This is a genomic window from Paenibacillus sp. GM2FR (assembly GCF_002803325.1).
GTDB classification, from domain to species: Bacteria; Bacillota; Bacilli; order Paenibacillales; family Paenibacillaceae; genus Paenibacillus_AQ; species Paenibacillus_AQ lautus.
This window is the reverse complement of sequence record NZ_MKZM01000008.1, coordinates 1,966,143-1,992,233: the sequence shown is the minus strand read 5'-3', so window position 1 is coordinate 1,992,233 and position 26,091 is coordinate 1,966,143. Positions and strand designations below refer to the sequence as shown.

Genomic DNA, 26,091 nt, shown 5'->3' with positions numbered 1-26,091 from the left:
GAGGGTGCCATGCACGAACCGATTATGTCGATTATGGGGGAGAAGGACTCAAATTGTTTCGATATTATAGCGCAAGCTCCCGGGGCATCGGGACGTCTGCCTTTAACCGATGATTTGCTACGGAACGCTCCGAGCGGCGACTTGTTCGGCATGTCCCAGAATGTGGGAATGGGCTGGAAGCCCGGGGAATTGAACGGAAAACAGTTTCTGATCCTGAGCACGCAGGGCGGAATTCGCAATGAGGACGGCAGTCCTGCAGCCCTCGGTTACCATACGGGCCACTGGGAGGTCGGCCTGCTCATGAAGGCTGCGGCGGAAGAGATAGCGAGCCGCGGCGGAATACCGTTTGCCGGATATGTCAGCGACCCCTGTGACGGCCGATCACAGGGCACGACAGGCATGTTCGACTCGCTCCCGTACCGGAACGATGCCGCTCTCGTGTTCCGCAGACTGATTCGTTCCCTGCCGACGCGCAAAGGCGTGATCGGCGTCGCCACCTGCGACAAAGGTCTGCCGGCGATGATGCTTGCGCTTGCAGGCATGCCGAAGCTGCCCGGAGTGATCGTTCCCGGAGGCGTCACTCTGCCGCCTGTCGATGGAGAGGATGCAGGCAAAATTCAAACGATCGGCGCACGGTACGTCAGCGGCGAACTCTCGCTTGAAGCGGCGGCGGAGCTTGGCTGCCGGGCATGCTCTACACCGGGGGGAGGCTGCCAGTTTCTGGGCACGGCGGCAACGGCCCAGGTCGTCGCCGAGGCGATGGGTATGACGGTGCCGCATGCCGCGCTTGCGCCTTCCGGGCAGCCGATCTGGATCGAAATGGCGCGCCAATCCTCACGCGCACTGATGGTGATGGAGTCCGAAGGGCTGAGAATGGCGGACGTTGTCACCGATGCGGCGATTCGCAATGCGATGGCTGTTCATGCCGCGTTCGGCGGCTCTACCAACCTGCTGCTTCACATTCCGGCCATTGCCCATGCAGCCGGTTTAACCGTGCCTGCGGTGCAGGACTGGATCCAGGTCAACAAAGATGTGCCGAGATTGGTCAGCGCCCTGCCGAACGGCCCGATCTTCCACCCGACCATTCGGGTGTTTCAAGCTGGAGGCGTGCCCGAAGTGATGCTTCACCTCAGGCAGCTTGGCGTACTGGATGAGTCCGTACTTACCGTAACAGGTACGACGCTGAGCGAGGTTCTCGACTGGTGGGAATCGTCGGAACGCCGTCATCTGCTGCGGAAGCAGCTGAAGGAGAAGGACGGGATAGATCCGGACAGTGTCATTATGAGCGTTGAGTATTCGCAGCGTCTTGGCATTACCTCTACCGTGACATTTCCAACAGGGAATATCGCTCCGGAGGGCTCTGTGATCAAATCCACGTCGATCGACCCTACGGTACTGGATAACCATGGCGTGTATCGTCACAAAGGAAGAGCAAAAGTGTTTACAACCGAACGCGAAGCGATCCGTGCAATTAAGACTGGCGGTGTTCTGGCAGGCGACGTCGTCGTACTTCTCGGGCGGGGGCCGTCAGGGACCGGGATGGAGGAGACTTACCAGCTTACGTCTGCGCTGAAGTATCTGCCATTCGGCAAATACGTGTCGCTCATTACCGATGCCCGGTTTTCCGGTGTTTCCACCGGGGCGTGCATTGGCCATGTTGGCCCCGAAGCGCTGGCAGGCGGGCCGATCGGCAAGCTTCGGAACGGTGACTTGATCGATATTGTCGTGGATCGCAACACGCTGGAAGGCAGCATGAATTTTGTCGGTGAAGGGGAAATCGAGGTTTCGCCAGAGGAGGGAGCTCTCATCTTAGCACAAAGGCCCTTCCACCCGGATATGCGGCCTGATGAAGCTCTGCCGGATGACACCAGGCTGTGGGCTGCGCTGCAGTCCGTCAGTGGAGGAACATGGAGAGGGAATGTGTACGATGTGGAGCGGATCATAACCGCTCTGGAAGCCGGCAAAAAAGCACTGGGCTGGCATTGAAATCAAACATTTTTGTACAAACATCATTTTCATACCGGAGGTTGCTTCATGCATATGATCACGAACCCCGTTCTTCGCGGTTTTCATCCCGATCCGTCCATATGTCGGGCGGGGGAAGATTATTATATCGCCACGTCGACCTTTGAATGGTTCCCGGGCGTACGGATTCACCAATCCAGGGACCTGGTTCATTGGAAGCCAATACAATCTCCACTGACCCGGACATCGCAGCTGCATCTGGATGGCAACATCGATTCCGGAGGAGTATGGGCTCCCTGCCTTAGCTATGACAACGGTGTGTTTTACCTGATCTACACGGATGTCAAAAGCCGGATCGGGGCTTTTAAAGATACCCATAATTACCTTGTGACGGCAACGGATATCGAAGGCCCTTGGTCCGAGCCGGTGTATTTGAACAGCAGCGGATTCGATCCATCCTTATTTCATGATGAGGACGGACGCAAGTGGTTGGTCAATATGATTTGGGATCACCGTAAGGGAAAGAACCGGTTCTCGGGCATCGTGCTCCAGGAATTTTCCGTTAAGGAACAAAAACTGATCGGGCCCGCTGTTAACATATTCAAGGGCACAGAATTAGGGCTGACGGAAGCGCCGCATCTGTACAAATATAAGGATTATTATTATTTAATAACGGCTGAAGGGGGAACCGGTTACGAGCATGCGGTGACGGTAGCACGCTCCCGCACGTTAGAGGGACCTTATGAAGTCGATCCTGCCAATCCGATTCTGACTTCATACGGCCGGCCGGATTTAAAGCTCCAGAAGGCCGGTCACGGTAGTCTCGTCGAAACGCACACCGGTGAATGGTACATGGCCCACCTGGTCGGCCGGCCCGTCAATGTACAGTTTTGCACACTTGGCCGTGAGACGGCTCTGCAGCAATGTGTCTGGAGCGAGGACGGCTGGCTGCGCCTTGCGAGCGGTGACCGATATCCCGAGGTTCAGGTGCCTGCACCGAAAATCAAGCCACACCCTTTTGAACCGGCACCGGAGATGGACCACTTTGATCAACCCATGCTCCGGAGCGATTGGAATACGCTTCGTATTCCACCGGATCCGACTTGGCTGAGCCTTGGGGAACGTCCCGGTTACTTGCGCCTGCGCGGCATGGAGTCGATGAGCTCAACGCACAGGCAAAGCATGGTAGCCCGAAGACAGCAGGGTTTTGCGTGTGAAGCCGAAACTTGTCTGGAGTTTGAACCGGACCATCCGCAGCATATGGCAGGGCTGATTCTGTATTACGATACGAAAGACTATCTTTATTTACGGATAACGTATCACGAAGAGAAAGGAGTGTGCCTCGGAATCATTCAGTCGCGATACGGGTTATACGACGAGCTGCTGGAGGATATCCCGTTGAAATCGGTGAACGGGATCCGGTTAAAGGTTGTGATCGATCATGACCGTGCCTGTTTTCACTATGGGTTACATGATGATCCGTCCTGGCATCCGGCAGGCGGATGGTTCGATATCACGCATCTGTCGGATGAATCCCCTGAATATATCCGGTTTACGGGAACCTTCATCGGTCTTTGCGTGCAAGATCTTGGCGGGACTCGGAAACACGCTGATTTTGATTATTTTGTATATAAAGAAATGTGAATGGCAATCATCGAGATCATTCGAAAGCATCCAAAGGCATTGTTGATGCTATCGTGAACAGAGAGGATCTTGTGAAAAGGGGTTGAAAACACTCAAATTGAAAAAGAAAAGCGAGAGCAGTTGAAACGCAATTTCAACGTAACGCTGACAAAGATCTCGGGATACCGCTCGGACGTGCTTGGAGTAGGGCTGTTGTATTCAGGGCCAGAACCAGGGAGGCAAGCTGTAGGGAAGGTAGGAGACGGCAGGTGCACGTCAGCATATAAAGACCATATAAAGACCATATAAAGACCATATCAAGTTGGTGATTGTGACTATCAACAAAAACAATGCCGGACGGGCCAAAATTTCTGGGCAACCTCTCCACAGGCGGTATCAGACCATTAAGTGCACCCCTTAGAATAGACATTGGAATCCCCTGGCGATTCCGATGATTCTAGGGGTGCATTTATGATGCAAATAAATTACAAAATTCAAGCATTTACAGAAGACTCAAGTAAGAAACCACCGTCGATGTGTAGGAAAGTGGAGCTATCGACAAATCAACGAACTCGGCCACGAGTTAGCATGGATGCATTAAGACAAAACGATTTCAGCAACGCAGCAGGCAGGAAGGTGCACATCCAGACGGTTGTCCTTAATTGGATTGACCGGCATCTTTTTTATTTCGACCTGTGGGGGATGTCCGAACGCGTTGTGGCTCGTCATGGTCCCAGAAATGTAACGAACTTCGGCAGAGGAAAACGCTTGACCATCTAACACGCAAAGGAGCTGCTGTGACTCATCTGCGGACAAGTTCACCACTGTGGCGTGAACGCGGTCGTCCGCCCGTTTCGATGCGCTGACGTGCAGAGCCGGCACCTCGGCATCGGTTGTACCCGTTAGCTGCTGCTGGATATAGCTCTCGATCAGTGTCGAATCTTGATGCCCTTTATAGAGATCGAATACATGGTACGTCGGTGTAAGCACCATATCCTCGCCTTCCGTCAGGATAACCGATTGGAGCACATTGACCAGCTGCGCCAGATTGGCCATTTGAACCCGATCGCTGTGGGCGTTAAATATATTCAGGGACACTCCGGCGACAATGGCGTCTCGCATCGCATTTTGCTGGAACAAGAATGCCGGGTGAGTCCCAGGCTCCACCTCATGCCAGGTTCCCCATTCGTCGATAATGATCGACACCTCGCCTTTGGGGTCGTAGCGATCCATGACATGTTTATGCCGGGTAATTAATTCATCCATATACAACGCCCGGCGCAGGGTTCGATAATATGTTGGCTTATCGAACTCCAGAGCCGGACCTTTGCGTTCCTCGGGATATTCGTCAAATTTGTAATATCCCGGCATGGTGTAATAATGCAGAGACAATCCATTCATATGGGTGCCCGCTTCGCGCATCAAAGTTTCCGTCCAGGCATAATCGTTACCATCGGCACCGCAAGCAACCCTGAAAATCCGATGATTGCCGTAATTGCGAACATAAGTGTTGAATTGCTTGTACACATCGGCATAATATTCCGGCCGCATTTGCCCGCCGCATCCCCAATTCTCATTACCGATGCCGACATATTCAACCTTCCACGGTTCGTGCCTGCCGTTCTGGCGTCTCCAGTTCGCCATTGGCGAGTCTCCGTCAAAGGTCATGTATTCAATCCATTCGCTCACTTCTCTCGGTGTACCGGAGCCGACGTTGGCTGCGATATAAGCCGAGCAGCCGATCTGCTCGCATAGATCCAAAAACTCGTGGGTGCCAAATGAATTGTCCTCTACCACGCCGCCCCAGCCTGCATTCACGATGCGCTTGCGCTCAGCACCTACGCCGTCTTTCCAATTGTAATATTCAGCGAAGCATCCGCCGGGCCAGCGCAGCACCGGGACCCGGATATGCCGCAATGCCTCCACAACGTCGGTACGTATCCCGCGGATATTGGGAATTGGGCTGTTTTCGTCGACATAAATGCTGCCATAAATACCTCGTCCCAAATGCTCTGAAAAATGCCCGTAAACATTTTTGTTGATTTTTCCGTACTGCCGCCCTGAATCAATGAACAGTAACGCCATTGCCTTCCTCTCCATTCGGAATAATATATGTTGCCAGACCTGTGAACTTCCTTGCGATGTTCCATTATAGCGCTTTCATTTTAACGGTTCAACCCGATTTCACGCTCCCGAACGAGGTTGTAAAAAGATGATAAACTTGTTGAAAACTGCGAGCATGGGGTGGGACAAATGCGTAAACAAATGTTAGAAATGTAACAGCTCGCCTGTATTCATCCCTAAATTTCAGGGTTAAAATGAAACGTGATTCAAAGCAAAAACGATTTCAAGGGGGTTATTAGCATGAAACGAAGGGTTTACCCGAAAGTCGTCCTCATCTTAGCGACAATACTTTTAACAGGAGCGATCGCCGCATGTAGTTCCGACTCAAACAATCAACAGTCAACCAATCCGTCAGGAAGCAGTTCAGGCCAATCATCTGAAGGGGGAGCCACCGCAGCGGAAGGACCGTTCGGCAAATATGAAGAACCGCTCACGATTCGATTTGCCCGCGATGTAGACAACGATATGCAGGATAACATCATACCCAAAACACCTGGCGAAACAGTGGAAGACAACCGCTGGTTGAAAGCGTTCTCGGAAAAACTGGGAATCAACGTAAAATACGATTGGACGGTCAGCGGCGGGGATGCTTATACCCAAAAGGTTAACGTAACGTTGACATCTGGGGATATTCCGGACATGATCCGCGTCACAGCCGCACAAATGAAACAGATGGCTGAAGCAGATATGATCGAGGATCTCACACCGTACTGGGACGAATATGCTTCTGACCAAATAAAGGAACTGTACTCGGTGCAAGGGCCTGCGGTCCTCCAGGCCGCTACGGTTGATGGTAAGATGATGGGCCTTGGTCCGCCGGAGGTATACGGAGACGGCGTATTTATCTGGCTTCGTGCCGACTGGTTAGAGAAACTCGGGCTTACAGAGCCCAAAACGATGGATGATGTGATTGCAATCAGTAAAGCGTTTACCACGCAGGACCCGGACGGGAACGGGGTCAATGACACCTACGGTCTAGCCATTACGAAGGATCTGTACGGCGGAGCCATGGGGCTGGAAGGATTTTTTGCCGGATACCACGCGTACCCGAACATGTGGATCGATGACGGATCGGGAAATCTGGTTTGGGGCAGTACGCTTCCTGAAGTAAAGGAGGGATTGAAAGCGCTGTCTTCGATGTATAAGGCCGGTGAAATCGACAAGGAATTCGGAGTTAAGGACGGCGGCAAGGTGGCTGAGACGATAGCCGCCGGCAAGGTGGGCATGGAGTTCGGGCAACAATGGAATCCGATGTACCCGCTCATCAGCAACTATCAGAACGATCCGGGTGCAGATTGGAAAGGCTACGCCTTGGTTTCGGTGGACGGGGAACCGGTGCTGTCACCTCAGAAATTTGCTGCATCGGAGTTCTGGGTCGTCAGAAAAGGATTTTCCAATCCGGAAGCCTTGGTGAAAATGTTTAATTTGCACATTGAGTTGAATTGGGGAGAAAGCGGAGATTTCGATTATTATTATATGCCTTCCGCTAATGACAGCGTAGGCGTGTGGAAATATTCGCCGGTACAACCCTACCCACCATTTAAAAACGTGAATGCGTTCCAGGAAATCGAGGAGGCGCGTAAGAATAAAACCTTGGATCAGCTAACCGGTGAGGCACTGTCGATTCAGAAAAATATGGAAGCCTTCAACAATGGAGAAACCACTTTATGGGGATGGCCTAAAATTTATGGGGAAGACGGCGTGTTCCAGCATAGCGTGAAATACCTGGAGAACGACCATTTCATGCTTGAGGCGTTTGCCGGACCGCCTACCCAAACCATGGCGGAAAAGCAGTCCACACTAAAAGCACTGGAAACCGAGGTGTTTGTCAAAATCATTATGGGCGCCACTTCGATTGATGAGTTCGACAAGTTTGTAGAGAACTGGAATACGCTTGGGGGAGCCGATATGACCAAAGAAGTCAATGAGTGGTACGCATCTGTAAAATAAGTGCCTAGGACCATGAGAAAGGATGTTGCATTGACCAAGGGCATCCTTTCCATTCCTCATTCTCATCTTAAGAAACGGGTGATTTATGATGCAAAAAAGAAGCTGGAAAAGGGAATTGCCTCTGCATGTTATGATTTTGCCGGGTTTTCTATTTTTGCTAGTATTCAATTACCTTCCCATTGGCGGAATCATTATTGCGTTCCAAAAATTTATACCGGCGAAAGGTTTGTTCGGCGATCAGGATTGGATTGGTCTGCGCAACTTCGAATATGTAATGAACCTGCCGAGCTTCGATAACATCATGTGGAATACGTTTTATATCGCGATGATGAAAGTCATTCTAGGACTGCTTGTGCCCATTGTGATTGCGATTCTATTAAACGAGGTCCGGCATATGGCTTTGAAGAGAGGTGTGCAGACCGCCATTTACTTGCCCCATTTTTTATCCTGGGTAGTATTGGGCGGAATCTTTATCGAAATTCTGTCACCGAATGACGGCTTGGTCAACCGGGCGCTTCAATCGTTCGGGATTGAACCGATCTTTTTCCTTGGGGACAATCGGTGGTTCCCAAACACCATGATTTTGACAGACGTATGGAAAGAGTTTGGATACGGAACCATCATATATCTGGCCGCGCTGACAAGCATCAATCCGAACCTGTATGAAGCGGCGCAAATCGACGGGGCGAGCCGTTGGAGGCAGACGCTTCACGTGACGCTGCCTGGGATGCAGATGGTTATTGTATTGCTTATGGTTCTTAATTTGGGGAATTTGCTGAATGCCGGATTTGACCAGATTTTTAACATGTACAGCCCGATGGTATATGAAAGCGGGGATATTCTCGATACCTTCGTGTACCGCATCGGACTGCTGGATGCGCAGTTCGGGGTTGCAACCGCAGTAGGATTATTCAAGTCCGTTATCGCGCTTGTTCTCGTGTCCGTCTCCTATTACATCGCGTATAAAGTTGCGGACTACAGGATTTTCTAAGGAGGGACTGATATGCCTGTAAAAAAGAGGCTGGATTGGTTTGTTGTGTGCAATAGTATATTCTTGATCGCAGTCGGAATGCTGTGTCTGATTCCGATGATACACATCCTGGCCGTGTCATTAAGCTCCAGCGCTGTCGCTGCAACAGGAACCGTAACCTTGTGGCCGAAGGAATTTACGTTGAAATCCTATGAATTTGTCGCACATCGTTCAGCCTTTTGGCAATCGATGCTCGTTTCCCTGGAGCGCATCGCTTTGGGAGGGACGCTGAATCTCGTTTTGATCGCTACAGTCGCATATCCACTTTCGAAAGAAAAGGGAGAATTCCGGCTGCGCACCTTTTATTCATGGGCCTTTTTTATTACAATGATATTTGGGGCTGGATTAATTCCGTCGTATATGGTTGTCAAACAGCTCGGGTTGATCGACACGATCTGGGCGCTGGTCTTCCCAACTGCGATTCCTGTATTCAGTGTCATTTTGCTGTTGAATTTTTTTCGAGCAGTACCAAAGGAACTGAGTGAGGCCGCGTTTATCGATGGTGCCGGACATTGGCGAACGCTGTGTCAGATTTACGTTCCGGTATCCTTGCCGGCTCTTGCGACCATTCTGCTATTTTCACTGGTCACGCACTGGAACAGCTGGTTCGATGGGTTAATCTATATGAACGATCCCAGCCATTACCCGATCCAGAGCTACATTCAGACGATCGTCGTTCAGCGCTCGTTAGCCACGATGACGCCGGAAGAGGCCAAGCTGATGGCGGACATTTCGGATAAGACGCTGCGTTCGGCCCAGATTTTCCTTGGAGCTCTGCCGATCATCTGCGTGTATCCGTTCCTGCAGCGTTTCTTTGTCAAAGGAATTGTACTCGGGAGCGTGAAGGGATAAACACGAAAGGCCGACCTCGTTTCCCGCAATAATAATCGTGAATAAGGGAGGGAGGGCAGATCAAGAACAGCATTTTCGCACGATTGATCGCGTCCTTCTTATTGGCGATCGTCCTAATTATTTTCTTGGGCATCTATATGTACAATTGGAGCCTGAACACCGTAAAAAATGAAATTATTAATTCTTCGACTGCACAGGTTTCGTTTTATCTTACAAGCCTGGAGGAGGAGATCGAACGCATTAAAATTTTGCAACACGAAAGCTTGACTGATGAATACCTGGGCAAACTCGCGGTACGGTATTCCATCATGGACGAGTATGAAATTATGGAAAGCATGCGAAAGCTCCATCAGCGTCTCGTCACTATTCATAACAGCAGCTCCTACACCTCAAATGTAAGCGCACACATTTTGCCGATTCAAAAAACCATTTCCTCCACCGCTACCGTAAGTCCGATCGATATGAACAAATTCGATCAGATTCGCGTTCCGGCGGGGGAAACTGGCGCGCAGCTGGTACAATACAAAAATAATCTTTACATAACCACTCTACATACCGGAAATGCCGGCTTGCCTCAAAAGTACATGATCGAGATTGAACTCGATACGACGGCGTTTCAAGAGGCGCTGGGCCAGTTTCATACTTACGACAACAGCGGATCCTTTTTAATTGATCTCACGCACGATATCGTCATTAGCGGCAAAGGCAACGATGCAAATGTACGTTTACAAGATTTGGCGGGAAACTACCATGAACTTAAGAGCGGGAACGTCATATACAGCAACATAAACGGTCAGAAAATGTATGTGGTGTCTGTCAAATCGGATTATTTAAATATGCTCTTACTGCGTTATATTCCCCAAGAGCTCATCTTTGTGCCGTTGCGAGATTTTTATATCTGGCTGTGGGTATTCACCGGTGCAGGCGCAATGATTATGTTGTTTTACTCTATCTACACCTATAACTTAATTCATAAGCCCATGCGTAAGCTTGTCGGATCGTTCCGACACGTCGAGAGCGGAAATTTTAACGTCTCGATCCACGTAAACAGCAAAAACGAGTTCGGTTATCTTTATCAAGGCTTTAATTCGATGGTACAGAACGTATCTGCATTGATCGAGCAGGTATACAAGCAGAAAATTTTAAACCAGAGGGCAGAGCTAAAGCAATTGCAATCGCAAATTAGTCCGCATTTTTTATATAACAGTTTATTTTTGATTAACACGATGGCCAAACTAGGGGACGATAATTTAATCCCTTTTACTAAGCTGCTGGGAGATTATTTTCAGTTTATTACAAGAAATGCTTCGGATTTTTTGCCGCTGCGTGAGGAAGTAGAGCACGCACGGACCTATAGCGAGATTCAGTTTATGCGTTTTCCGAGCCGGCTGACGATCCATTTTGAAGATCTTCCGGATGAGGTCAAGGAAATACAGGTGCCTAGATTGATTCTTCAACCGATTCTTGAAAATGCATTCAAATATGCTGTGGAACAAACCAAAGTCAAAGGCTTGATCACAATGCGCTTTCAGCAGGACGATCGCGCTTTGCGTATTATCGTAGAGGACAACGGAACGGATCTGCCGGAATCCAAATTATCCGCGCTCCAAAAGCTCCTATACGATTCGACCAATATCGAGACCTCAGGTCTGATTAACATTCATCGCCGGCTTCGTTTGATATATGGTGACGAACACGGCCTCATTTTGGAACGAAGCGCAATGGGCGGCTTGAAGGTGACGCTGCAACTTGACCCGAAAGCGAGTGTGTAAGGGATGTACAGACTCCTGATTGTTGATAACGAAGAGATCATAGTGAATCATCTTTATGAAATTTTTCGAGGATTTGACCATTTGGATCTCGATGTCTATAAAGCATATGGGGGAGAAGAAGCCATTGAGTGGCTCAACCGTACAAGAATTGATATCGTGTTGACCGATATCGACATGCCCCACATTGATGGTCTGCAGCTCATGGAGGAGATTTTTCGAAGCTGGCCTCAGTGCAGAGTTATTTTTTTAACAGGGCACAGTGAATTCAGATATGTGTACAAAGCGATTCAGTATCAGGATGTCAGCTATATCTTAAAGACCGAAAATATCGACAAAGTGATTCAGGTGGTCGAAGAGACCGTATCAAAAATCCGCCAGGAAATTAAAACGGAAGATCTGATCCGGGAGGCCAAAGAGCAAATAAACATCGCGCTGAATTTGTTTCAAGAAGATTATCTTCTAGGCATGTTAAAAGGAAGCCGCGGGTTGCAAGCCAGCCAATCGCAGTTCGAAGAATTGTCGATCCCGCTGAATGTTAAGTGGCCGGTTGCCCTGGTCGTGGGCAAGATCGACAAATTCCCCGACTCTACCGGTTATATGCAGAAGATGCAACAAATCTATGCCGTACGTCAAATCATGCACAGGTACTTAGCCACCCGTGTCAATTTTGTGATTGTGCTGGATGATAGTCGCAGATTCGTGATTTTTATTCAGCCTAAGGAGTCGTTGTCCGCTACCGGTACTGAGAATGCGGAGACGATCCTGCAGACGTTCAATAAAACAGTGTCGTTCCTTAAAGGAATATTGGAGGTCATCCAGTCGGCATGCCAGGAAAATATCGGAATTCCGATCAGCTTTACAATCGGCAGCCAAGCGGATGGATGGGAAACGGTTTCCAATAAGTATCACTCGCTCCACCACTTGCTCAATTACCGGATCGGACTCGAAAATACAGTTCTTCTGATCGACGATGTGGTTAGTCATGATGAACCCGATGAGGCAGGCAATGTTCAGGGTTTGAAGGAAGAGGATCTCGAAGGAGAAAGGCTTGCGCGGGTGCTTAAGTCCAACGATCTTTCGCTTATCGAGCAATATCTGGAGGCAGGACAAAGGAGTAAGTATTTTGAAGCCTTGGAGCTGCTTCTTGCTCCTATCAGAGACGTTCGCACGAAGAATAATGCTTTTGCCCAGGAAATTTATTACACCGTGTCCTTATATTTGATGTCCTATATCAATCGATGGGCACTCAATGAGAAAATTGAAGCTCAGGTGGGTCAAAACAGACTGATGCGGATCGATTTTTTTGACAGCTGGAGCGAAGCTTCCTTATATTTGACGGAGTTATCGTCTGTGTTGTTTGACATGCAAAAAGTAGAGCAGAAAAAACGCGCGGATCATATCATCGATTTTTTGCAGGAATTCATTCGGAATCATTTGGATGAAGACCTGTCGTTGGTGCGATTGGCGGAACAAGTATATTTGAATCCGTCATATTTATCCCGCATCTACAAACAGGAAACCGGAAACAATCTGACGGAGTTTATCGACTCCTCCCGTCTTATGCAAGCGAAGCGTTTACTTCATAGCGAGAATCTCCGAATCGGTGAAGTTGCCCGCCGTGTGGGCTACGAAACCGCCTCCTCTTTTACTCGTTTTTTCAAAAAGGCTACCGGCTGTTCACCGCAGGAATACAAGGAAAAGCATTTGATCCAAAAGCCATAGCGGCATGCCAAGCGGGGTGGATAGAGCTGTTGCTCCTCATCTAGTGCGTCAGCTGGGTGAGGGGTTCAGCCGATTCTTCATTCTTGAAATATCCGTAGCAATATAATCCAATCCGAAACAATCTAACTTATAGTTGAACCGACATAATGCCCTACATGCTTGCAACTACAAGATCAGAGATTAGATAAGTATCTAGCTATGTTTCCATACACTTACATTAAGCTAACGGGCAGGAAAGCGGAACATGATGCCGAATACCTAGTTTTAAGTTGACTTACCTGTTGATTACTGGTAAATCAACACAAAGATGCGATAGCCTGTGTTTGTTAAAGTTTATGAGTACCGATTCAGTTTGACAGATAAGAACTGTAATTGGACAATCAGGTAAACCAATGACCAATAGATTTAAGACAAAACCAGCATATTAAATAGGAGAGTTCATATGGGAGATAAGCTGAACTGGGCCGGGAATTATCGCTACTGTTCGATGGAGCTGCTTGAGCCCAAAAATCTAGAAGAGGTTAAGGACCTGGTAGTTAGCCGTACAAGCATACGCGTGCTCGGCTCGCGTCACTCTTTTAACGGGATTGCCGACACCGGGGGCTGCCATCTTTCGCTTCGAAAGATGAATCGGGTAATCGATCTCGACCGTGTACAGAGAACCGTAACCGTCGAGGGTGGCATTCGGTATGGCGAACTGTGCCGATATTTAGATGATCATGGCTATGCGCTGCATAATTTGGCATCGCTGCCGCACATAAGCGTGGCTGGCGCCGTGGCGACAGCCACGCACGGCTCGGGCGATCTTAATGCAAGCTTGGCGTCTTCTGTACGTGCTATCGAGCTAATGAAAGCGGATGGAGAAGTTACGGTCCTCACGCGGGGGATAGACCCCGAGTTCGATGGGGCGGTCGTCGGACTTGGCGGACTGGGAGTCGTCACAAAGCTTAAACTGGATTTAGTACCCTCGTTTCAGGTAAGTCAGACCGTATATGATCGTCTTCCTTTTTCTGCACTGGATCATGGCATAGACGAAATTTTATCTTCAGCATACAGCGTCAGCTTGTTTACGGATTGGGCAGAGCCCATATTCAATCAAGTGTGGGTTAAGCGAAAGGTGGGAAATAACGGGGAGGACGAGGCATCTTCCGATTTCTTCGAGGCTTTGCCAGCTCCGGAAAAACGGCATATGGTACCTGGTCAATCTGTGGTGAACTGTAGCGAGCAGCTAAGCGTTCCTGGACCATGGTACGAACGGTTGCCTCATTTTCGCATGGAATTTACCCCCAGCGCGGGCAACGAACTGCAAAGTGAATATTTCGTTCCGAGACGGCATGCGGTCGAAGCGATGCGTGCGCTAGGTAAACTTAGTGATAGAATTGCGCCTCTGCTTTTCATCTCCGAGATACGAACTATTGCCTCGGATACCTACTGGATGAGTCCATGCTACCGACAAGACAGTGTTGGTTTGCATTTTACATGGAAGCCGGATTGGGAGCGCGTGCGCCAGTTACTTCCGCTTATAGAACGTGAACTCGAACCGTTTGGAGCACGCCCACATTGGGCGAAACTGTTTACGATGGAACCGGAAATGATGCAAGCTCGGTATGAGCGGTTAGCGGATTTCCGTCAGTTGCTGCTTCGATACGATCCAATAGGGAAGTTTCGAAATACGTTTCTGGATCATTACATTATGCATTGATGGTCCAAAATGAGTTTTTCGCATGGTCTAATTTGTTCATAAAAATCGTGTACTTAGTTTTACTGCAAAGTTTTCAATCTGAACTCCTGTGTTTTTTAATAGGTATATGATTTAATGCTGCCTAAGATCAGGATACAGGTTCACTATTCTTGAAATTTGCAATCAAGTGCAGAAAAAGGACAAGAGGACCCCGCCCTGTCCTTTCTTAATAGATGAGAGTATGTTTACGGTTCGATCTAGGTTTAGATCTACTCTCCAATTGCCCATCATCTTGGCTACTTCCGGATCGCGGTATGATAAGAAAAGACTTTTCCGCGTATCGAGATTAGAAATTTGTTCGATATCGTCTGCGCTCAACTCAAAATCGAAAAGGTTGAAGTTTTCAACGATCCGCTCTTTGCGCACCGATTTTGGAATAGCAACGACTCCACGCTGAACAAGCCAGCGAAGCACGACCTGGGCTACGGACTTGTTATGTTTTTCTGCGATTGTGGCCAGCACTTCGTTGCCGAACAAGTTGTTAAGTCCTTCAGCAAACGGGGCCCACGACTGGTGCCGCACTCCCTGCTCTTTCATAAAAGCGACGCTCTCGATCTGGTTGACCGCGGGCAAGATTTCGTTATGCACGATGAGGTCCATCAGACGATCGGGCAGGAAATTGCTGACACCGATCGGCTTGATCTTGCCCTCGCGGTACAGATCTTCCATCGCATGCCAAGCGCCGTAGTAATCGCCGAACGGCTGGTGAATTAGATATAGATCGAGATAGTCGAGCTGTAGCTTCTTCAAGGATGTGGCAAACGCCAGCTTGGCACTCTCGTAACCGGCATCCTGAACCCAAAGCTTGGTTGTGATGAACAGCTCCTCACGCGGTACGCCGCTGCGCTTGATCGCGCGTCCGACCGCTTCCTCGTTTTAGATAACCGGCGGCGGTGTCGATCAAGCGATACCGGCCATCAGCGCTTCATATACCGCGTTCTCGCATTCTTCCGAACCGGTGATCGTCTTGTATTTAATCGTGTCGTACCGTTACAAGAACAATGTTACATTACCGATATGACTTCATCGACGGCTGCAGATGTCAAGTGGCAGGCATTAGACCCGGTTCGTTTTCCGGTAAGCGGAAGGACTGACTTTCATCAGCTTCGTGAACACGCGGCTGAGGTAGAACCCATTGTTGAAGCCGCAAGCTAATGCGATCTGCTCTAAATTCAGATGGGTATCGACGAGCAAGGACTTTGCTTGCTCCAGCCTAATATGGCTTAAATAGCGTGAAGGCGTCATCCCCACACTTCGGTTGAATCTGCGGGTGAGCTGAACGGGACTGATGCCCAGCTCGTCCGCAAGCACCAGTAAGCTCATGTCCTTATAGGCGTTCTGCTGGATATAGAGCCGTGCTTGTTCCATCAGAGGATCGGCAGGTTTTTTGTCATCGCCAACCACACCGACCGCTATCGACTGCAAACAAAAGAGCCAAATATCGTTCAGCGCATGGTTTTGCCAATAGCTCCGCTGATCGATCTCCGCGGCAGCTTCGTCCTGCCTCTTGAAATATCTCAAATTATCGGCAAACCTCTCCTTATGCGCGACGGCGGGCTTGTAGGCAGAAGCCGCTAAACGATGGTGGACGTCCTGCACTGCCTCTTGCCCTTCAACCGCCTCTCCCGATATAAAGCCTAACGAAAATCCGATGAAATGAAAGGACGGCGCATGGATAACGTCGCGATGAAAATCGATGCCCGGCGGACAAACGATGACGTCGCCCATCTGCGCCGTACCTTCGCCATCGCCGATCCCATAACGGAAGCTGCCGCCCTCCACCGCAAATAGAACCCAATGTCCGTAGGTGTCCACGCTGTATTGAAATTGCTTCTTATGATTCCAAAAGACATGATGCATTAGACTAGGATATAGGATGGGGCTTCGATTTAACATCATCACGGCAATCAGCCTCCAGAATGAAATAAAGTATATGCCAATATGATAGCGCAGTGCATGTTAAATAACGACCCCCTCGATTAAGATGATAGTAATTCTAGGCATGGGGGGATTCGATTGAAGTTTGAATTAGTAAAATCCGACATTACCGTTATTGGCGGAGGCCTGGCTGGCGTATGCGCTGCCGTTGCAGCGGCACGTCTTGGCCAAACCGTGTCGCTCGTGAACAACAGACCCGTACTCGGAGGCAATTCTAGCAGCGAGGTACGGGTGTGGGTATGCGGTGCTACGGCGCATGGTACGCAGCGTTACGCGAGAGAAACCGGCATCATGGGAGAAATGTTCGTCGAGAATCAATTCCGGAACCCGGATGGAAATCCGTATTTATGGGATCTCGTCGTACTCGAGACGGTCCGAGCAGAGCCGAACATTGCCTTGTTTCTCAATACGGATGTGCACGAGGTCGAAGCGGAGGGCACGGAGGAGGAGCGCATCATTAAGTCGGTCACGGGCTGGATGATGGGCTCCGAGCGGAAAATCCGGTTTGAAAGCGATATGTACATAGATTGTACAGGAGATGGCCTTGCGGGTTTTCTGGCAGGCGCTAAATATCGGATCGGCCGCGAGGCCGCAGAGGAATACAACGAGGACTGGGCACCGGAGACGGCGGACGATATTACGCTTGGCAGCACGCTCCTGTTCTATACGAAGGAAGCCGATCGGCCGGTCAAGTACATTCCGCCGAGCTTTGCGAAGGACATTACGCAAACGGCGATCCCGATGAAGCGGGTCATTCGCAGCGGCGACTCAGGCTGCCACTATTGGTGGATCGAATGGGGCGGCGAGCTGGATACGGTGCATGATAATGAACGAATACGCGATGAGCTCTGGTCGGTCATTTACGGGGTATGGGATTATATCAAAAACTCCGGCATTTTCGATGCCGATCGCATGACGCTGGAATGGGTCGGGTCGCTCCCTGGCAAACGGGAGTATCGCCGATTCACAGGAGATTATATGTTGAACCAAAACGATATTATCGCGCAGGAGCCCTTCACCGATCGCATCGCCTTCGGAGGCTGGTCGATAGATCTTCATCCGCCGCAAGGCATGTATTCGACAGAGAGCGGTTCAAAGCATTTATTTTCGGACGGCATCTATCATATTCCATTTCGGTGTCTTTACTCCAGTAACGTCAGCAATCTGATGTTCGCAGGCCGCGATATCAGTGCAACTCACGTCGCATTCGGCACGACGAGGGTAATGGCAACCTGTGCAGTCATCGGCGAAGCAGCGGGTAGCGGCGCCGCACTGTGCGTGCAGAAAGGGATATCGCCGCGAGCGCTGCACCGTGACCATATGAACGACCTGCAGCAGACGATGCTCAGGCAGGATGCATCGATTATCGGGATCGCGGCAGACGACCCTTACGATCACGCCAAGTCGGCCCGCATTACGGCATCCAGCACCATGACCAAAGTTTCGCTGACAGACTCAACCTATACTCACCCATTGGACAAAGAACTGGGCATCCTGTTTCCAGTGAATCCATCGCTTGAATCAGTGGCGCTGCTGATCGATGCCGTAAAGGCTGCTACTCTTGAAGTGGAGCTGTGGCATACTACTAAAGGTGAAAACTACGTGCCAAAGCAGATGGTGGCTGAAGCATCGGTGTCAGTAGCCGAAGGTACCGGGCAGTGGGTCAAGCTGGACCTAGTTTGGCAGCCCGATGAAGCCTGCAATGCATTCCTTATTATTAAGGCAAACGAAGCGATTCACCTTCACGGATCGGATCGTCCAATGACCGGCGTGCTGTGCTTTGAGAAGGGGCCAAAGCCGATCGTCTCGACACTTTTAGAGGATCGTCAGCCGGATCAGCCGGTCGTACAGTGGAGCATGCGCCGTTGGAACCGCAAGCCGCTATGTTTGCAGGTTACGCCAAATACGGAAGCGTATGCTGCCGGAGCGGTAACGGACGGGTATATTCGGCCGTTCGCCGGTCCGCATTTGTGGATGTCCGAGCCGATGTCTCCAGGCAATCCGGAATGGCTGCAGCTAGAGTGGGCTGAAGTGCAATCGATCGCCGAGATCCACGTCACCTTTAACGACGATGTTAATGAAGACTTAATAAATTTGCACCATCATCGCACCGCTTTCGAAGCGATTCCCGAGCTCGTCCGAGCTTATCGGATAGAGGCGCTCATTGGTGAGGAATGGGTCACGCTGGCTGAAGAAAAGCACAACCATAAGCGCAAAAAAGTGCATAAGCTCAGCCGTTCCATCATGTCACATACGATTAGATTATGGATCGACGAAACGAATGGAGGACCACGCGCGGAGGTTGCCGAAATAAGAGTCTATGCTCTATAATGGAATAAAATATTTGACAGCGCTTTCATTTTATGGGCATTAAGGAGAGGATATCATGGCCATAAAGCCGCTTGGCGTATTGATCGTCGAAGATGAAATTCCTCTGCGGCAAGAGCTTCGGATATTTCCATGGGAGGCATGCGGAGCCGAATGGATAGGGGAAGCGAGCAACGGCTCGGAAGCGATGCAGCTATGTGCTGAACGCACGCCAGATGTCGTGATAACGGATATTACGATGCCGGTTATGGACGGTATTGCTCTCATTCGGGAGCTCCGGAAGCGGCACCCGAACGTACAGATCATATTGTTAACCTGTCACAGCGACTTTCATTACGTACAAGAAGCGCTCCGTCTTGGAGCGCTTGAATATATTTTGAAGGTGTCACTGGAGGAAGAAGAGCTTAAGCTGGCGATGGACAAAGCGAGAGCTGCGGTCGTCAAGGAGCGCATGGTGCAGGAGCATGCGAGAAGGGAACAGAGGCAGCTGCAAACCGCCTTGTTCGGCAAGCTGCTTCATGGGCAAGAGCCAGCCGGCTCCGATTGGCAGCTGATGACGCTAAGTGTAGATCGTCCGATTCGACTGGTACGGCTTATGTTAGACATTCCTTCATTAGCCTATCTAGCTGTGAAGGAAACGGTTCAGCAGAGGCTGATCGAGCAGGAAAAAAGGGATCCAAACTGGCTGACTTGGCTGACAGTAAGGGAGCGGGAATATTTTGTTCTGCTTGAAGGCAGAACTTCTCCCAATGCTGTTCTTGAGTCACTCCGCACGGTTGTTCAACATTTGACGGAGCTGTTGAATCGGGAAGAGACCAAGCAGGAGCGGTTGGCGACAGCATATGCCCTTTTTAGCCAACCGCTCACATCGAAGGAAGAAATTGTATCGGCGCTCGCCTATTCGAACGAGTGGAAAGTTGCGCTGTTTTACGACCGATGTCCCGAGGAAAGCGCTGTGTACGCGCAGCATTCGTTGCCTCTAACGGATCTGACGGAAAAGAAAACGAAGGAATTAAACGAGATGCTTAGAAAAGCATCATTGTCTCCTGCGAGCTTGAAGGAATGCTTGCTTGGCGAGTTCAGGGATTGGTGCATCGCAGAGCGAGTGAAGCCAAGTCAACTGAAGGAACGGATACTCCATTGGCAGGTTGATTGGCACAGGCAGCAAGAGGGCGCTGAGTTAAGCGCAGCCCGAATGGGGATTTTAATGGACGCAGGAACGTTAGCTGAGATGATCGCCAATATGGTTCAGGATATGGAAGCTGCCGAGCTAGGGAAGTCGCGTTCGCGCTTTGAGATTCGTTTGGCGGTGCAATGGATCAAAGACCATCTCAAGGAGCCGATTTCGCTGCCCATTATCGCAGAGCAGGTAGGGCTGAGCCCACATTATATCAGCAAATTGTTTCGCGAGGAAACGGGGAGTACGGTCAATCAGTATATAACCCGTCTTCGTATGGAGAAGGCGATTGAGCTTCTTAGGCATTCGAATAAGAAGGTATATGAGGTCGCGGAAGAGGTCGGCATTCCGAGCTACCGCTATTTTACCGTTACGTTTCGAAATTGGACCGGGGTATCGCCGACGGACTATAAACGGAATGGCTGATAGCACGGGAGCGTGAGAACGGGCGCGAAAGAAGGGGGATAATGACGAAACTGTTTCATTGGTATGCCAGCCTTGGTCTCGCTACCAAGCAGTTTATTTATTTGTTCATCGTGACGCTGCTGCTCGTTCAAGTGCTTGCATGGCGAAACCTCAACGAGGCTGAAAGTCTGCTTCAGAATCAAGTCATTCGCGATGCAGAGCTGCTCGTCAGCCGGACGAATCAATATATCGATGCAAGTTTGGACAATGTGGAAAATATGCTGCTGCTACTCTCGACCCGCGCCGATTTGCTGGAGGAAGGAAATGAGGTGGCAGCCGTCGAGACGCTTCGCAAGTTTGCGGGAATTAACAACTCCATCGCCAGAACTTTGTACATGATTCGAGCTGACGGCCAAGTATTTGCAAGCTCACAGGTCGTTTATGACATCATCGGCAATCCAAATCTGAATCAGCTCTATGAGCTGGCGCTTATTAACTATGGGGCCATTAACGTGAGCGAACCTTATGATTCGCCAATGTCGGGGCGAACGCTTGCTTACGTACTGCCTATTGCGGATGCTGGCAAAAAGGTGAAGGGTGTCGTCGTCGCCGAACTTAATCTCGATTTGCTCACGGAGCGTATTGCGCCGATGATCTATCAATCTTATATACTGTTCACGAAGGAAGGCAGCGTCATTAATCGGCTGGATTCCCGAGATAAGCTGCTCCCCTTCCAAGCCGCCTCGTATCCGCCGAAGCTGGAGGAGAGCTTTCGCGGGCAGCTCGCCTTGCTCAAAGTCGGCGTAAGCGGCATAGAAGGGGATTCCTTGAATCCGCTCGTTGCCGTGAAGTCGACCAAAAACCGTCTAGGCTGGTCGCTTGCGGCGTTCATCGAAGAGGATTATTTCTATCAGGACCTTCAGAGGCTGAACAACAACTACCGGACCGCGAGTATCGTATGGATCATTATGCTTCTGATCAGTGCGTATCTGCTCAGCCGATCGTTCACACATCCGATTCGCCGATTTGTCGAGAAGATGGACCGTCTTAACAACTTTGAGGTTGTGGCGAAGCTGCCTGTTACGAGAATGGACGAAATCGGCAGGCTAACGCAGAGCTACAATGCCATGCTCGAGAGGATTCAGAGCCTGCTCCAAAAGACGAAAAATGCGGAGGAGCAGAAGAAGGAATACGAGCTGAAGATGCTGCGAAGCCAGATTGCGCCCCATTTTCTGTATAATACCCTTGCCTGCATAAGCAGCTTGGCAAAGCAGCAGCGTATCGACGAGCTACGCGATACGATTCGTTCACTGGTCAAGCTGTTAAGCTTCAGCTTCGACAAGCAATCAGAATACGTATCCCTTGAGGAGGAGTTGGAAGGGCTGCGAATGTACATGCATATTCAGCAGGTGCGCTATGGGGAGCAATATCGGTTTATGATTGACATCAATCCTGTCCTTCTGCAGTATCGCATCCTTAAGCTTACGCTGCAGCCGCTCGTAGAAAATGCACTCTTCCATGGACTAACGCCGAATCACGGCGGGCTTATCCTTGTGAAAGGCGGGCTGAGGAAGGGTGTTCTGAGACTCTATGTGCGCGATAACGGGATAGGCATCAAGCGGGAGAAGCGGAGCAGGCTGCTGTTGGAAAATCAGGACGGTGAGCAGCGCTCCTTGTACCGGTTTACGGGCATCGGGATGCGGAACGTGCATGAGCGGATTCGGATCCATCACGGCGAGACGTACGGCTTGCGGATCGGCAGCGCGGAGGGGGCAGGAACTGTTGTCCGCGTCGATATGCCCGCCCTGACGGAAAGCGACGAACGATTAGGTATTTGGCGTTAACCATAAACGATATCAAGGCTGTTACGTGGTTTCTTCAGACCATTCGTGACAGCCTTTATTCATTAATCGTTGATATTGATGCAGATGGATCCATGATCGATGTTAATGATGATAAAGGAAATGCTTACATTTTTTACGTTTTTGTGTATATCGAGTAGACGTCAGGACCTTTATACTTACCTTAATTGGAAGCGCATTCAAACTAGGGAGGGATACGATGGAAGCCAATCATAGCCTAACGCCAGCCCCTCGGATACGGTTATCTCCGCGGACAAGGCTGCTCATGTTTTTAAAGTTAGCCTGGCGGTTTAAAGCCTTTTACGTCATGCTGCTGCCCGGCATTATTTATTTTGTCATATTTCGGTACTTCCCGATGTACGGAGTCATTATCGCTTTCAAAGATTTTGCGATCCTGGACGGTATAACGGGCAGCTCGTGGGTCGATCCGTGTTATAAGCATTTTCAGAGCTTTTACGAGTCGCCTTACTTTAGCCAGCTGCTGACCAATACGCTGTTGATCAGCCTCTACAAGCTGTTATGGGGGACGCTGCCACCGATCATGCTGGCCGTACTGCTGAACGAATGCCGCGTTCGCTGGCTGAAGTCGATCGTACAAACGCTGACCTACATGCCGCACTTCTTGTCTTGGGTCATTATTTTCGGCATTCTTTTGACGCTCTTCTCCCAGAACGGCGGTCTCATCAACCGCTGGATTGTAGAAGCGGGGGGAAGCTCGATCCCGTTTCTGACCTCGACGGAATATTTCCGCAGCATACTGGTCGGATCGGAGGTATGGCAAAATCTCGGCTGGGGTGCGATTATCTATTTAGCCGCGATGGCAGGCATCGATCCGACGCTTTACGAGGCGGCGAAGGTGGATGGTGCGAGCCGAATGCGAATGATCTGGCATATTACGCTTCCTGGCATTAGAAGCATTATCGTCCTGCTGTTCGTTCTGAAGCTTGGCCATCTGCTAGACGCAGGCTTTGATCAAATTTACATTCTGTACAATATTCAGGTGTACCCGGTTGCGGACATCATCGACACATGGGTTTACCGAACCGGTCTGCAGCAGCTTAATTTCAGCTTGGCGTCGGCAGTCGGATTGTTCAAATCGGTCATCGGACTCATCCTTGTGCTAGGTGCTAACCGTGTGGCTAAGAAATGGGGTGAGGGCATATGGTAAGAGGCCTCGATGATAAAATTTTCAACACAATTATATACGTTATTCTCGGACTATGCGGACTTGTCGCCATTCTTCCGATCCTTTATGTCGTATCCGTATCCATCACTCCGTTCGGAGAAGTGCTGCGTAACGGCGGATTCATATTGTTCCCGAAGGAAATTACGTTTTCCGCTTACCGCACGCTGCTGACGGAGTCCAATATTCCGAAGGCGTTCCAAATAACCGTTCTCATTACGGTGATCGGAACAGCGGTCAATCTTGTCTTGACGGGACTGATGGCGTACCCGCTCAGCCGCCGGAATTTGCCGGGAAGAAACTTTTTTCTGCTCATGATCGTGTTCACCTTGTTGTTCAGCGGAGGGCTTATTCCGACCTATCTGGTCGTTAAGTCGATGGGACTGCTCGATTCTATCTGGGCGATGATTCTGCCCAATGCGGTCTGGAGCTTTAACGTTCTTATTATGAAAAGCTTTTTTGAAGGGCTGCCGGAGGAGCTGTTCGAGTCGGCCCGAATGGATGGAGCGAAAGAGTTCCGCATCCTGCTGCAAATCGTTACGCCGCTTTCCGTACCTGTCTTGCTGACGGTTGGCTTGTTTTACCTGGTCGGCCATTGGAACGAGTTTTTTCAAGCGATTTTTTATGTGACCGATCGCACGCTGTATCCACTGCAGGTCGTCGTCCGGGAGATTCTGATGCAAAGCCAGCAGCCGCTCGAGAACGCGGAAAATATGATGCCGACGCAGACCATGCAGATGGCATCCGTCATGATTGCGAGTTTGCCGGTCATCGTGATCTATCCGTTTCTTCAAAAGCATTTTACAAAAGGGATGCTGCTTGGTTCGATTAAAGGTTAACCGATGAAACCAATCAGAGAGGGGTTAAGATCATGAAGAAATTAGGGACTTTGCTAGTAGCCGTTTCATTAGCGGGAGCCATGCTTACGGCTTGTTCGGGGGGGAACAGCAGCGATAATCCGGGAAACCATTCGGACGCTACCGCCAAGCCCGGAGCGGAAACGACAGAGCAGCCTAGCGGCAAACCGGTTAAGCTCGACATTATCGAGACGGGGAACAATCTTCCGTCGCCCGATAAAGACATGATTAAGCAGGAATTGGATAAGGCGCTGAATATCGACCTGAACCTGACCGTGTATCCAGCAGCGGACGATTACAACAATCAACTAAACGTTCGGATGTCCTCGGGGAACTTTCCCGACCTGTTCATGGTCGACCGGCAGCAGCTAATTCAATTTTCCAAGCAAGGGCTGCTGCTCGATCTGACGCCGCATATGGATAAGCTGGAGCAAACGGTAGCGTTCATAGGGGAGGACAGCGTCAAGAAGGGGATGGTCGACGGGAAAGTATATAGCATCTCCAAATCTCCACAAATCCCTTACAACACCTTATGGATCCGCAAGGATTGGCTCGACAAGCTGAAGCTGGAAGTGCCGACGACCGTGGAGCAGTTGGCTTCCGTAGCGGAAGCGTTCACGAAGAACGATCCGGATGGAAATGGCAAGCCGGACACCTTCGGTCTAACGGGCGGCAAGCTGAGCGCATTCTCGACCGTTTTCGGAGCCTTCGGCGTCGGAATGCCAGGCAACTTCTACGAGAAGGACGGCAAAGTCGTCAATGCGCTGCATGAACCGGCAATGAAGGATGCTTTGGCCTTTATTAAGGACATGACCGCATCCGGATCGGTTGATCCGGAGCTGCTCGCCAATAGCGGATTGCAGCATCAAGAGAAGGCGATCAAAGGGCAGGCGGGCATCGTCTATATTGATTGGCCGAACATGACGAAGGAGCAGTTCGTGGAACAAATCAAAACCGTTAATCCGAATGCGGAATGGCTGCAAACCGCCGCTCCTTCGGGTACAGGAGGACAATTCGACGGTTCATGGGATATCGGCGCGGCGCCTGGGAGATATGCCATTCCGAAAGCGCTTGAGAAAGACCCTGAGAAACTGCAGCGGGTGTTCGATCTGCTCAACTATATTTCGAATCCGGACGGAGGCTCAATGCTCGTGCAGTTCGGGGTGAAGGATACGCACTTCACACTTGAGGACGGCAAGCCGAAGATGACGGACAAAGCGGGCGAGGTTGGTCATTCCTGGCTGTACCAATTCACTGGCAGACCGGAAATGGAATATTTACAGGCGAAGTTCGCCGCTCAATCGGCTGCAATCGAATTCGCGAACGATCAACCCCGTATTGAAGCATTGAACGGATTTATCGACAATCCAGAGGGATATAACCCAGCCGATGCGAACCGGTACATGGAAGAGGAGATCGCGAAGTTCATCTACGATAAACGTCCATTGACCGAATATGATGACCTTTATCAAGACGCTGGAAACGTCTATGAACTACAAAGCGTTAGTGGACAGCGCCATGGAACAGCTTAAGGCGCTCGGTTACGGGGACTAAATAACGGG

General features: G+C 50.2%; 16 protein-coding genes and 1 pseudogene. 14 read left to right on the top strand and 3 right to left on the bottom strand.

The genetic code is table 11. The features are described from left to right. Positions 1–9: 9 nt before the first annotated feature. The gene (locus PAEVO_RS09085) at positions 10–1,986 is read left to right on the top strand and encodes a YjhG/YagF family D-xylonate dehydratase (RefSeq protein WP_100537256.1); all 1,977 of its coding nucleotides are present in this window, start codon (positions 10–12) and stop codon (positions 1,984–1,986) included. A gap of 48 nt (positions 1,987–2,034) precedes the next feature. Beyond that, positions 2,035–3,609, top strand: coding sequence for a glycoside hydrolase family 43 protein (locus tag PAEVO_RS09080; RefSeq protein WP_100537255.1), 1,575 nt, complete (start codon positions 2,035–2,037; stop codon positions 3,607–3,609). A gap of 576 nt (positions 3,610–4,185) precedes the next feature. On the opposite strand, the gene PAEVO_RS09075 is transcribed toward PAEVO_RS09080, so the two are convergent. After that, positions 4,186–5,673, bottom strand: a complete 1,488-nt coding sequence (locus PAEVO_RS09075; protein WP_100537254.1) for an alpha-N-arabinofuranosidase — start codon at positions 5,671–5,673, stop codon at positions 4,186–4,188. Positions 5,674–5,952: 279 nt separating this feature from the next. Between PAEVO_RS09075 and PAEVO_RS09070 the strand changes: the two genes are divergently transcribed. From PAEVO_RS09070 to PAEVO_RS09045, 6 genes are all read left to right on the top strand, one after another. Further along, positions 5,953–7,662 (top strand): extracellular solute-binding protein, encoded by a 1,710-nt coding sequence (locus PAEVO_RS09070; RefSeq protein ID WP_100537253.1) that lies wholly within the window; start codon positions 5,953–5,955, stop codon positions 7,660–7,662. 88 nt (positions 7,663–7,750) lie between these two features. Further along, positions 7,751–8,653 (top strand): ABC transporter permease, encoded by a 903-nt coding sequence (locus tag PAEVO_RS09065; protein ID WP_100537252.1) that lies wholly within the window; start codon positions 7,751–7,753, stop codon positions 8,651–8,653. Positions 8,654–8,665: 12 nt separating this feature from the next. After that, a complete protein-coding gene (locus tag PAEVO_RS09060; protein WP_100537251.1) occupies positions 8,666–9,544 on the top strand; it encodes a carbohydrate ABC transporter permease in 879 nt (292 codons plus the stop codon). Positions 9,545–9,807: 263 nt separating this feature from the next. Beyond that, a complete protein-coding gene (locus PAEVO_RS09055; protein WP_243390694.1) occupies positions 9,808–11,316 on the top strand; it encodes a sensor histidine kinase in 1,509 nt (502 codons plus the stop codon). Positions 11,317–11,319: 3 nt separating this feature from the next. Further along, a complete protein-coding gene (locus tag PAEVO_RS09050; protein ID WP_100537249.1) occupies positions 11,320–13,038 on the top strand; it encodes a response regulator transcription factor in 1,719 nt (572 codons plus the stop codon). 442 nt (positions 13,039–13,480) lie between these two features. After that, positions 13,481–14,740 carry an FAD-binding protein gene (locus tag PAEVO_RS09045; protein WP_100537248.1) on the top strand — a complete coding sequence of 420 codons (1,260 nt, stop codon included), beginning with the start codon at positions 13,481–13,483 and terminating at the stop codon, positions 14,738–14,740. Positions 14,741–14,983: 243 nt separating this feature from the next. Here PAEVO_RS09045 and PAEVO_RS09040 read toward each other — a convergent pair. Together PAEVO_RS09040 and PAEVO_RS09035 are read right to left on the bottom strand one after the other, a co-directional pair. After that, a pseudogene (locus PAEVO_RS09040) lies at positions 14,984–15,742 on the bottom strand (aldo/keto reductase); the annotation flags it as partial. A 93-nt stretch (positions 15,743–15,835) separates the two neighbouring features. Beyond that, complete coding sequence (locus PAEVO_RS09035; protein WP_243390693.1) at positions 15,836–16,639, bottom strand: AraC family transcriptional regulator; 804 nt, start codon at positions 16,637–16,639, stop codon at positions 15,836–15,838. 156 nt (positions 16,640–16,795) lie between these two features. On the opposite strand from PAEVO_RS09035, the gene PAEVO_RS09030 reads away from it, so the two are divergent. The 6 genes from PAEVO_RS09030 to PAEVO_RS09005 all read left to right on the top strand — a co-directional run bounded on the left by PAEVO_RS09030 (position 16,796) and on the right by PAEVO_RS09005 (position 26,061). Then, complete coding sequence (locus tag PAEVO_RS09030) at positions 16,796–19,048, top strand: FAD-dependent oxidoreductase (RefSeq protein ID WP_100537246.1); 2,253 nt, start codon at positions 16,796–16,798, stop codon at positions 19,046–19,048. Positions 19,049–19,103: 55 nt separating this feature from the next. Continuing rightward, entirely contained in the window at positions 19,104–20,648 is a 1,545-nt protein-coding gene (locus PAEVO_RS09025; RefSeq protein WP_100537245.1) for a response regulator, read from the top strand. 41 nt (positions 20,649–20,689) lie between these two features. After that, entirely contained in the window at positions 20,690–22,471 is a 1,782-nt protein-coding gene (locus PAEVO_RS09020; protein WP_100537244.1) for a sensor histidine kinase, read from the top strand. Positions 22,472–22,754: 283 nt separating this feature from the next. Next, positions 22,755–23,657 carry an ABC transporter permease gene (locus PAEVO_RS09015; protein ID WP_279300467.1) on the top strand — a complete coding sequence of 301 codons (903 nt, stop codon included), beginning with the start codon at positions 22,755–22,757 and terminating at the stop codon, positions 23,655–23,657. Further along, positions 23,651–24,511: a carbohydrate ABC transporter permease gene (locus PAEVO_RS09010; RefSeq protein WP_100537242.1), complete on the top strand. Its 861-nt coding sequence runs from the start codon at positions 23,651–23,653 to the stop codon at positions 24,509–24,511. Before PAEVO_RS09015 ends, PAEVO_RS09010 begins: the two co-directional genes overlap by 7 nt. A 32-nt stretch (positions 24,512–24,543) precedes the next feature. Beyond that, positions 24,544–26,061: an extracellular solute-binding protein gene (locus tag PAEVO_RS09005; protein WP_347708105.1), complete on the top strand. Its 1,518-nt coding sequence runs from the start codon at positions 24,544–24,546 to the stop codon at positions 26,059–26,061. Positions 26,062–26,091 lie beyond the last annotated feature (30 nt).

What these genes read in the sequence shown, in the direction of transcription:
- PAEVO_RS09080 (WP_100537255.1), top strand. Translation starts at nt 2,035, where the DNA reads ATGCATATGATCACGAACCCCGTTCTTCGCGGTTTTCATCCCGATCCG.
- PAEVO_RS09060 (WP_100537251.1), top strand. Translation starts at nt 8,666, where the DNA reads ATGCCTGTAAAAAAGAGGCTGGATTGGTTTGTTGTGTGCAATAGTATA.
- PAEVO_RS09070 (WP_100537253.1), top strand. Translation starts at nt 5,953, where the DNA reads ATGAAACGAAGGGTTTACCCGAAAGTCGTCCTCATCTTAGCGACAATA.
- PAEVO_RS09025 (WP_100537245.1), top strand. Translation starts at nt 19,104, where the DNA reads ATGGCCATAAAGCCGCTTGGCGTATTGATCGTCGAAGATGAAATTCCT.
- PAEVO_RS09050 (WP_100537249.1), top strand. Translation starts at nt 11,320, where the DNA reads ATGTACAGACTCCTGATTGTTGATAACGAAGAGATCATAGTGAATCAT.
- PAEVO_RS09010 (WP_100537242.1), top strand. Translation starts at nt 23,651, where the DNA reads ATGGTAAGAGGCCTCGATGATAAAATTTTCAACACAATTATATACGTT.
- PAEVO_RS09065 (WP_100537252.1), top strand. Translation starts at nt 7,751, where the DNA reads ATGCAAAAAAGAAGCTGGAAAAGGGAATTGCCTCTGCATGTTATGATT.
- PAEVO_RS09015 (WP_279300467.1), top strand. Translation starts at nt 22,755, where the DNA reads ATGTTTTTAAAGTTAGCCTGGCGGTTTAAAGCCTTTTACGTCATGCTG.
- PAEVO_RS09045 (WP_100537248.1), top strand. Translation starts at nt 13,481, where the DNA reads ATGGGAGATAAGCTGAACTGGGCCGGGAATTATCGCTACTGTTCGATG.
- PAEVO_RS09075 (WP_100537254.1), bottom strand. Translation starts at nt 5,673, where the DNA reads ATGGCGTTACTGTTCATTGATTCAGGGCGGCAGTACGGAAAAATCAAC.
- PAEVO_RS09020 (WP_100537244.1), top strand. Translation starts at nt 20,690, where the DNA reads ATGACGAAACTGTTTCATTGGTATGCCAGCCTTGGTCTCGCTACCAAG.
- PAEVO_RS09035 (WP_243390693.1), bottom strand. Translation starts at nt 16,639, where the DNA reads ATGCATCATGTCTTTTGGAATCATAAGAAGCAATTTCAATACAGCGTG.
- PAEVO_RS09085 (WP_100537256.1), top strand. Translation starts at nt 10, where the DNA reads ATGCACGAACCGATTATGTCGATTATGGGGGAGAAGGACTCAAATTGT.
- PAEVO_RS09005 (WP_347708105.1), top strand. Translation starts at nt 24,544, where the DNA reads ATGAAGAAATTAGGGACTTTGCTAGTAGCCGTTTCATTAGCGGGAGCC.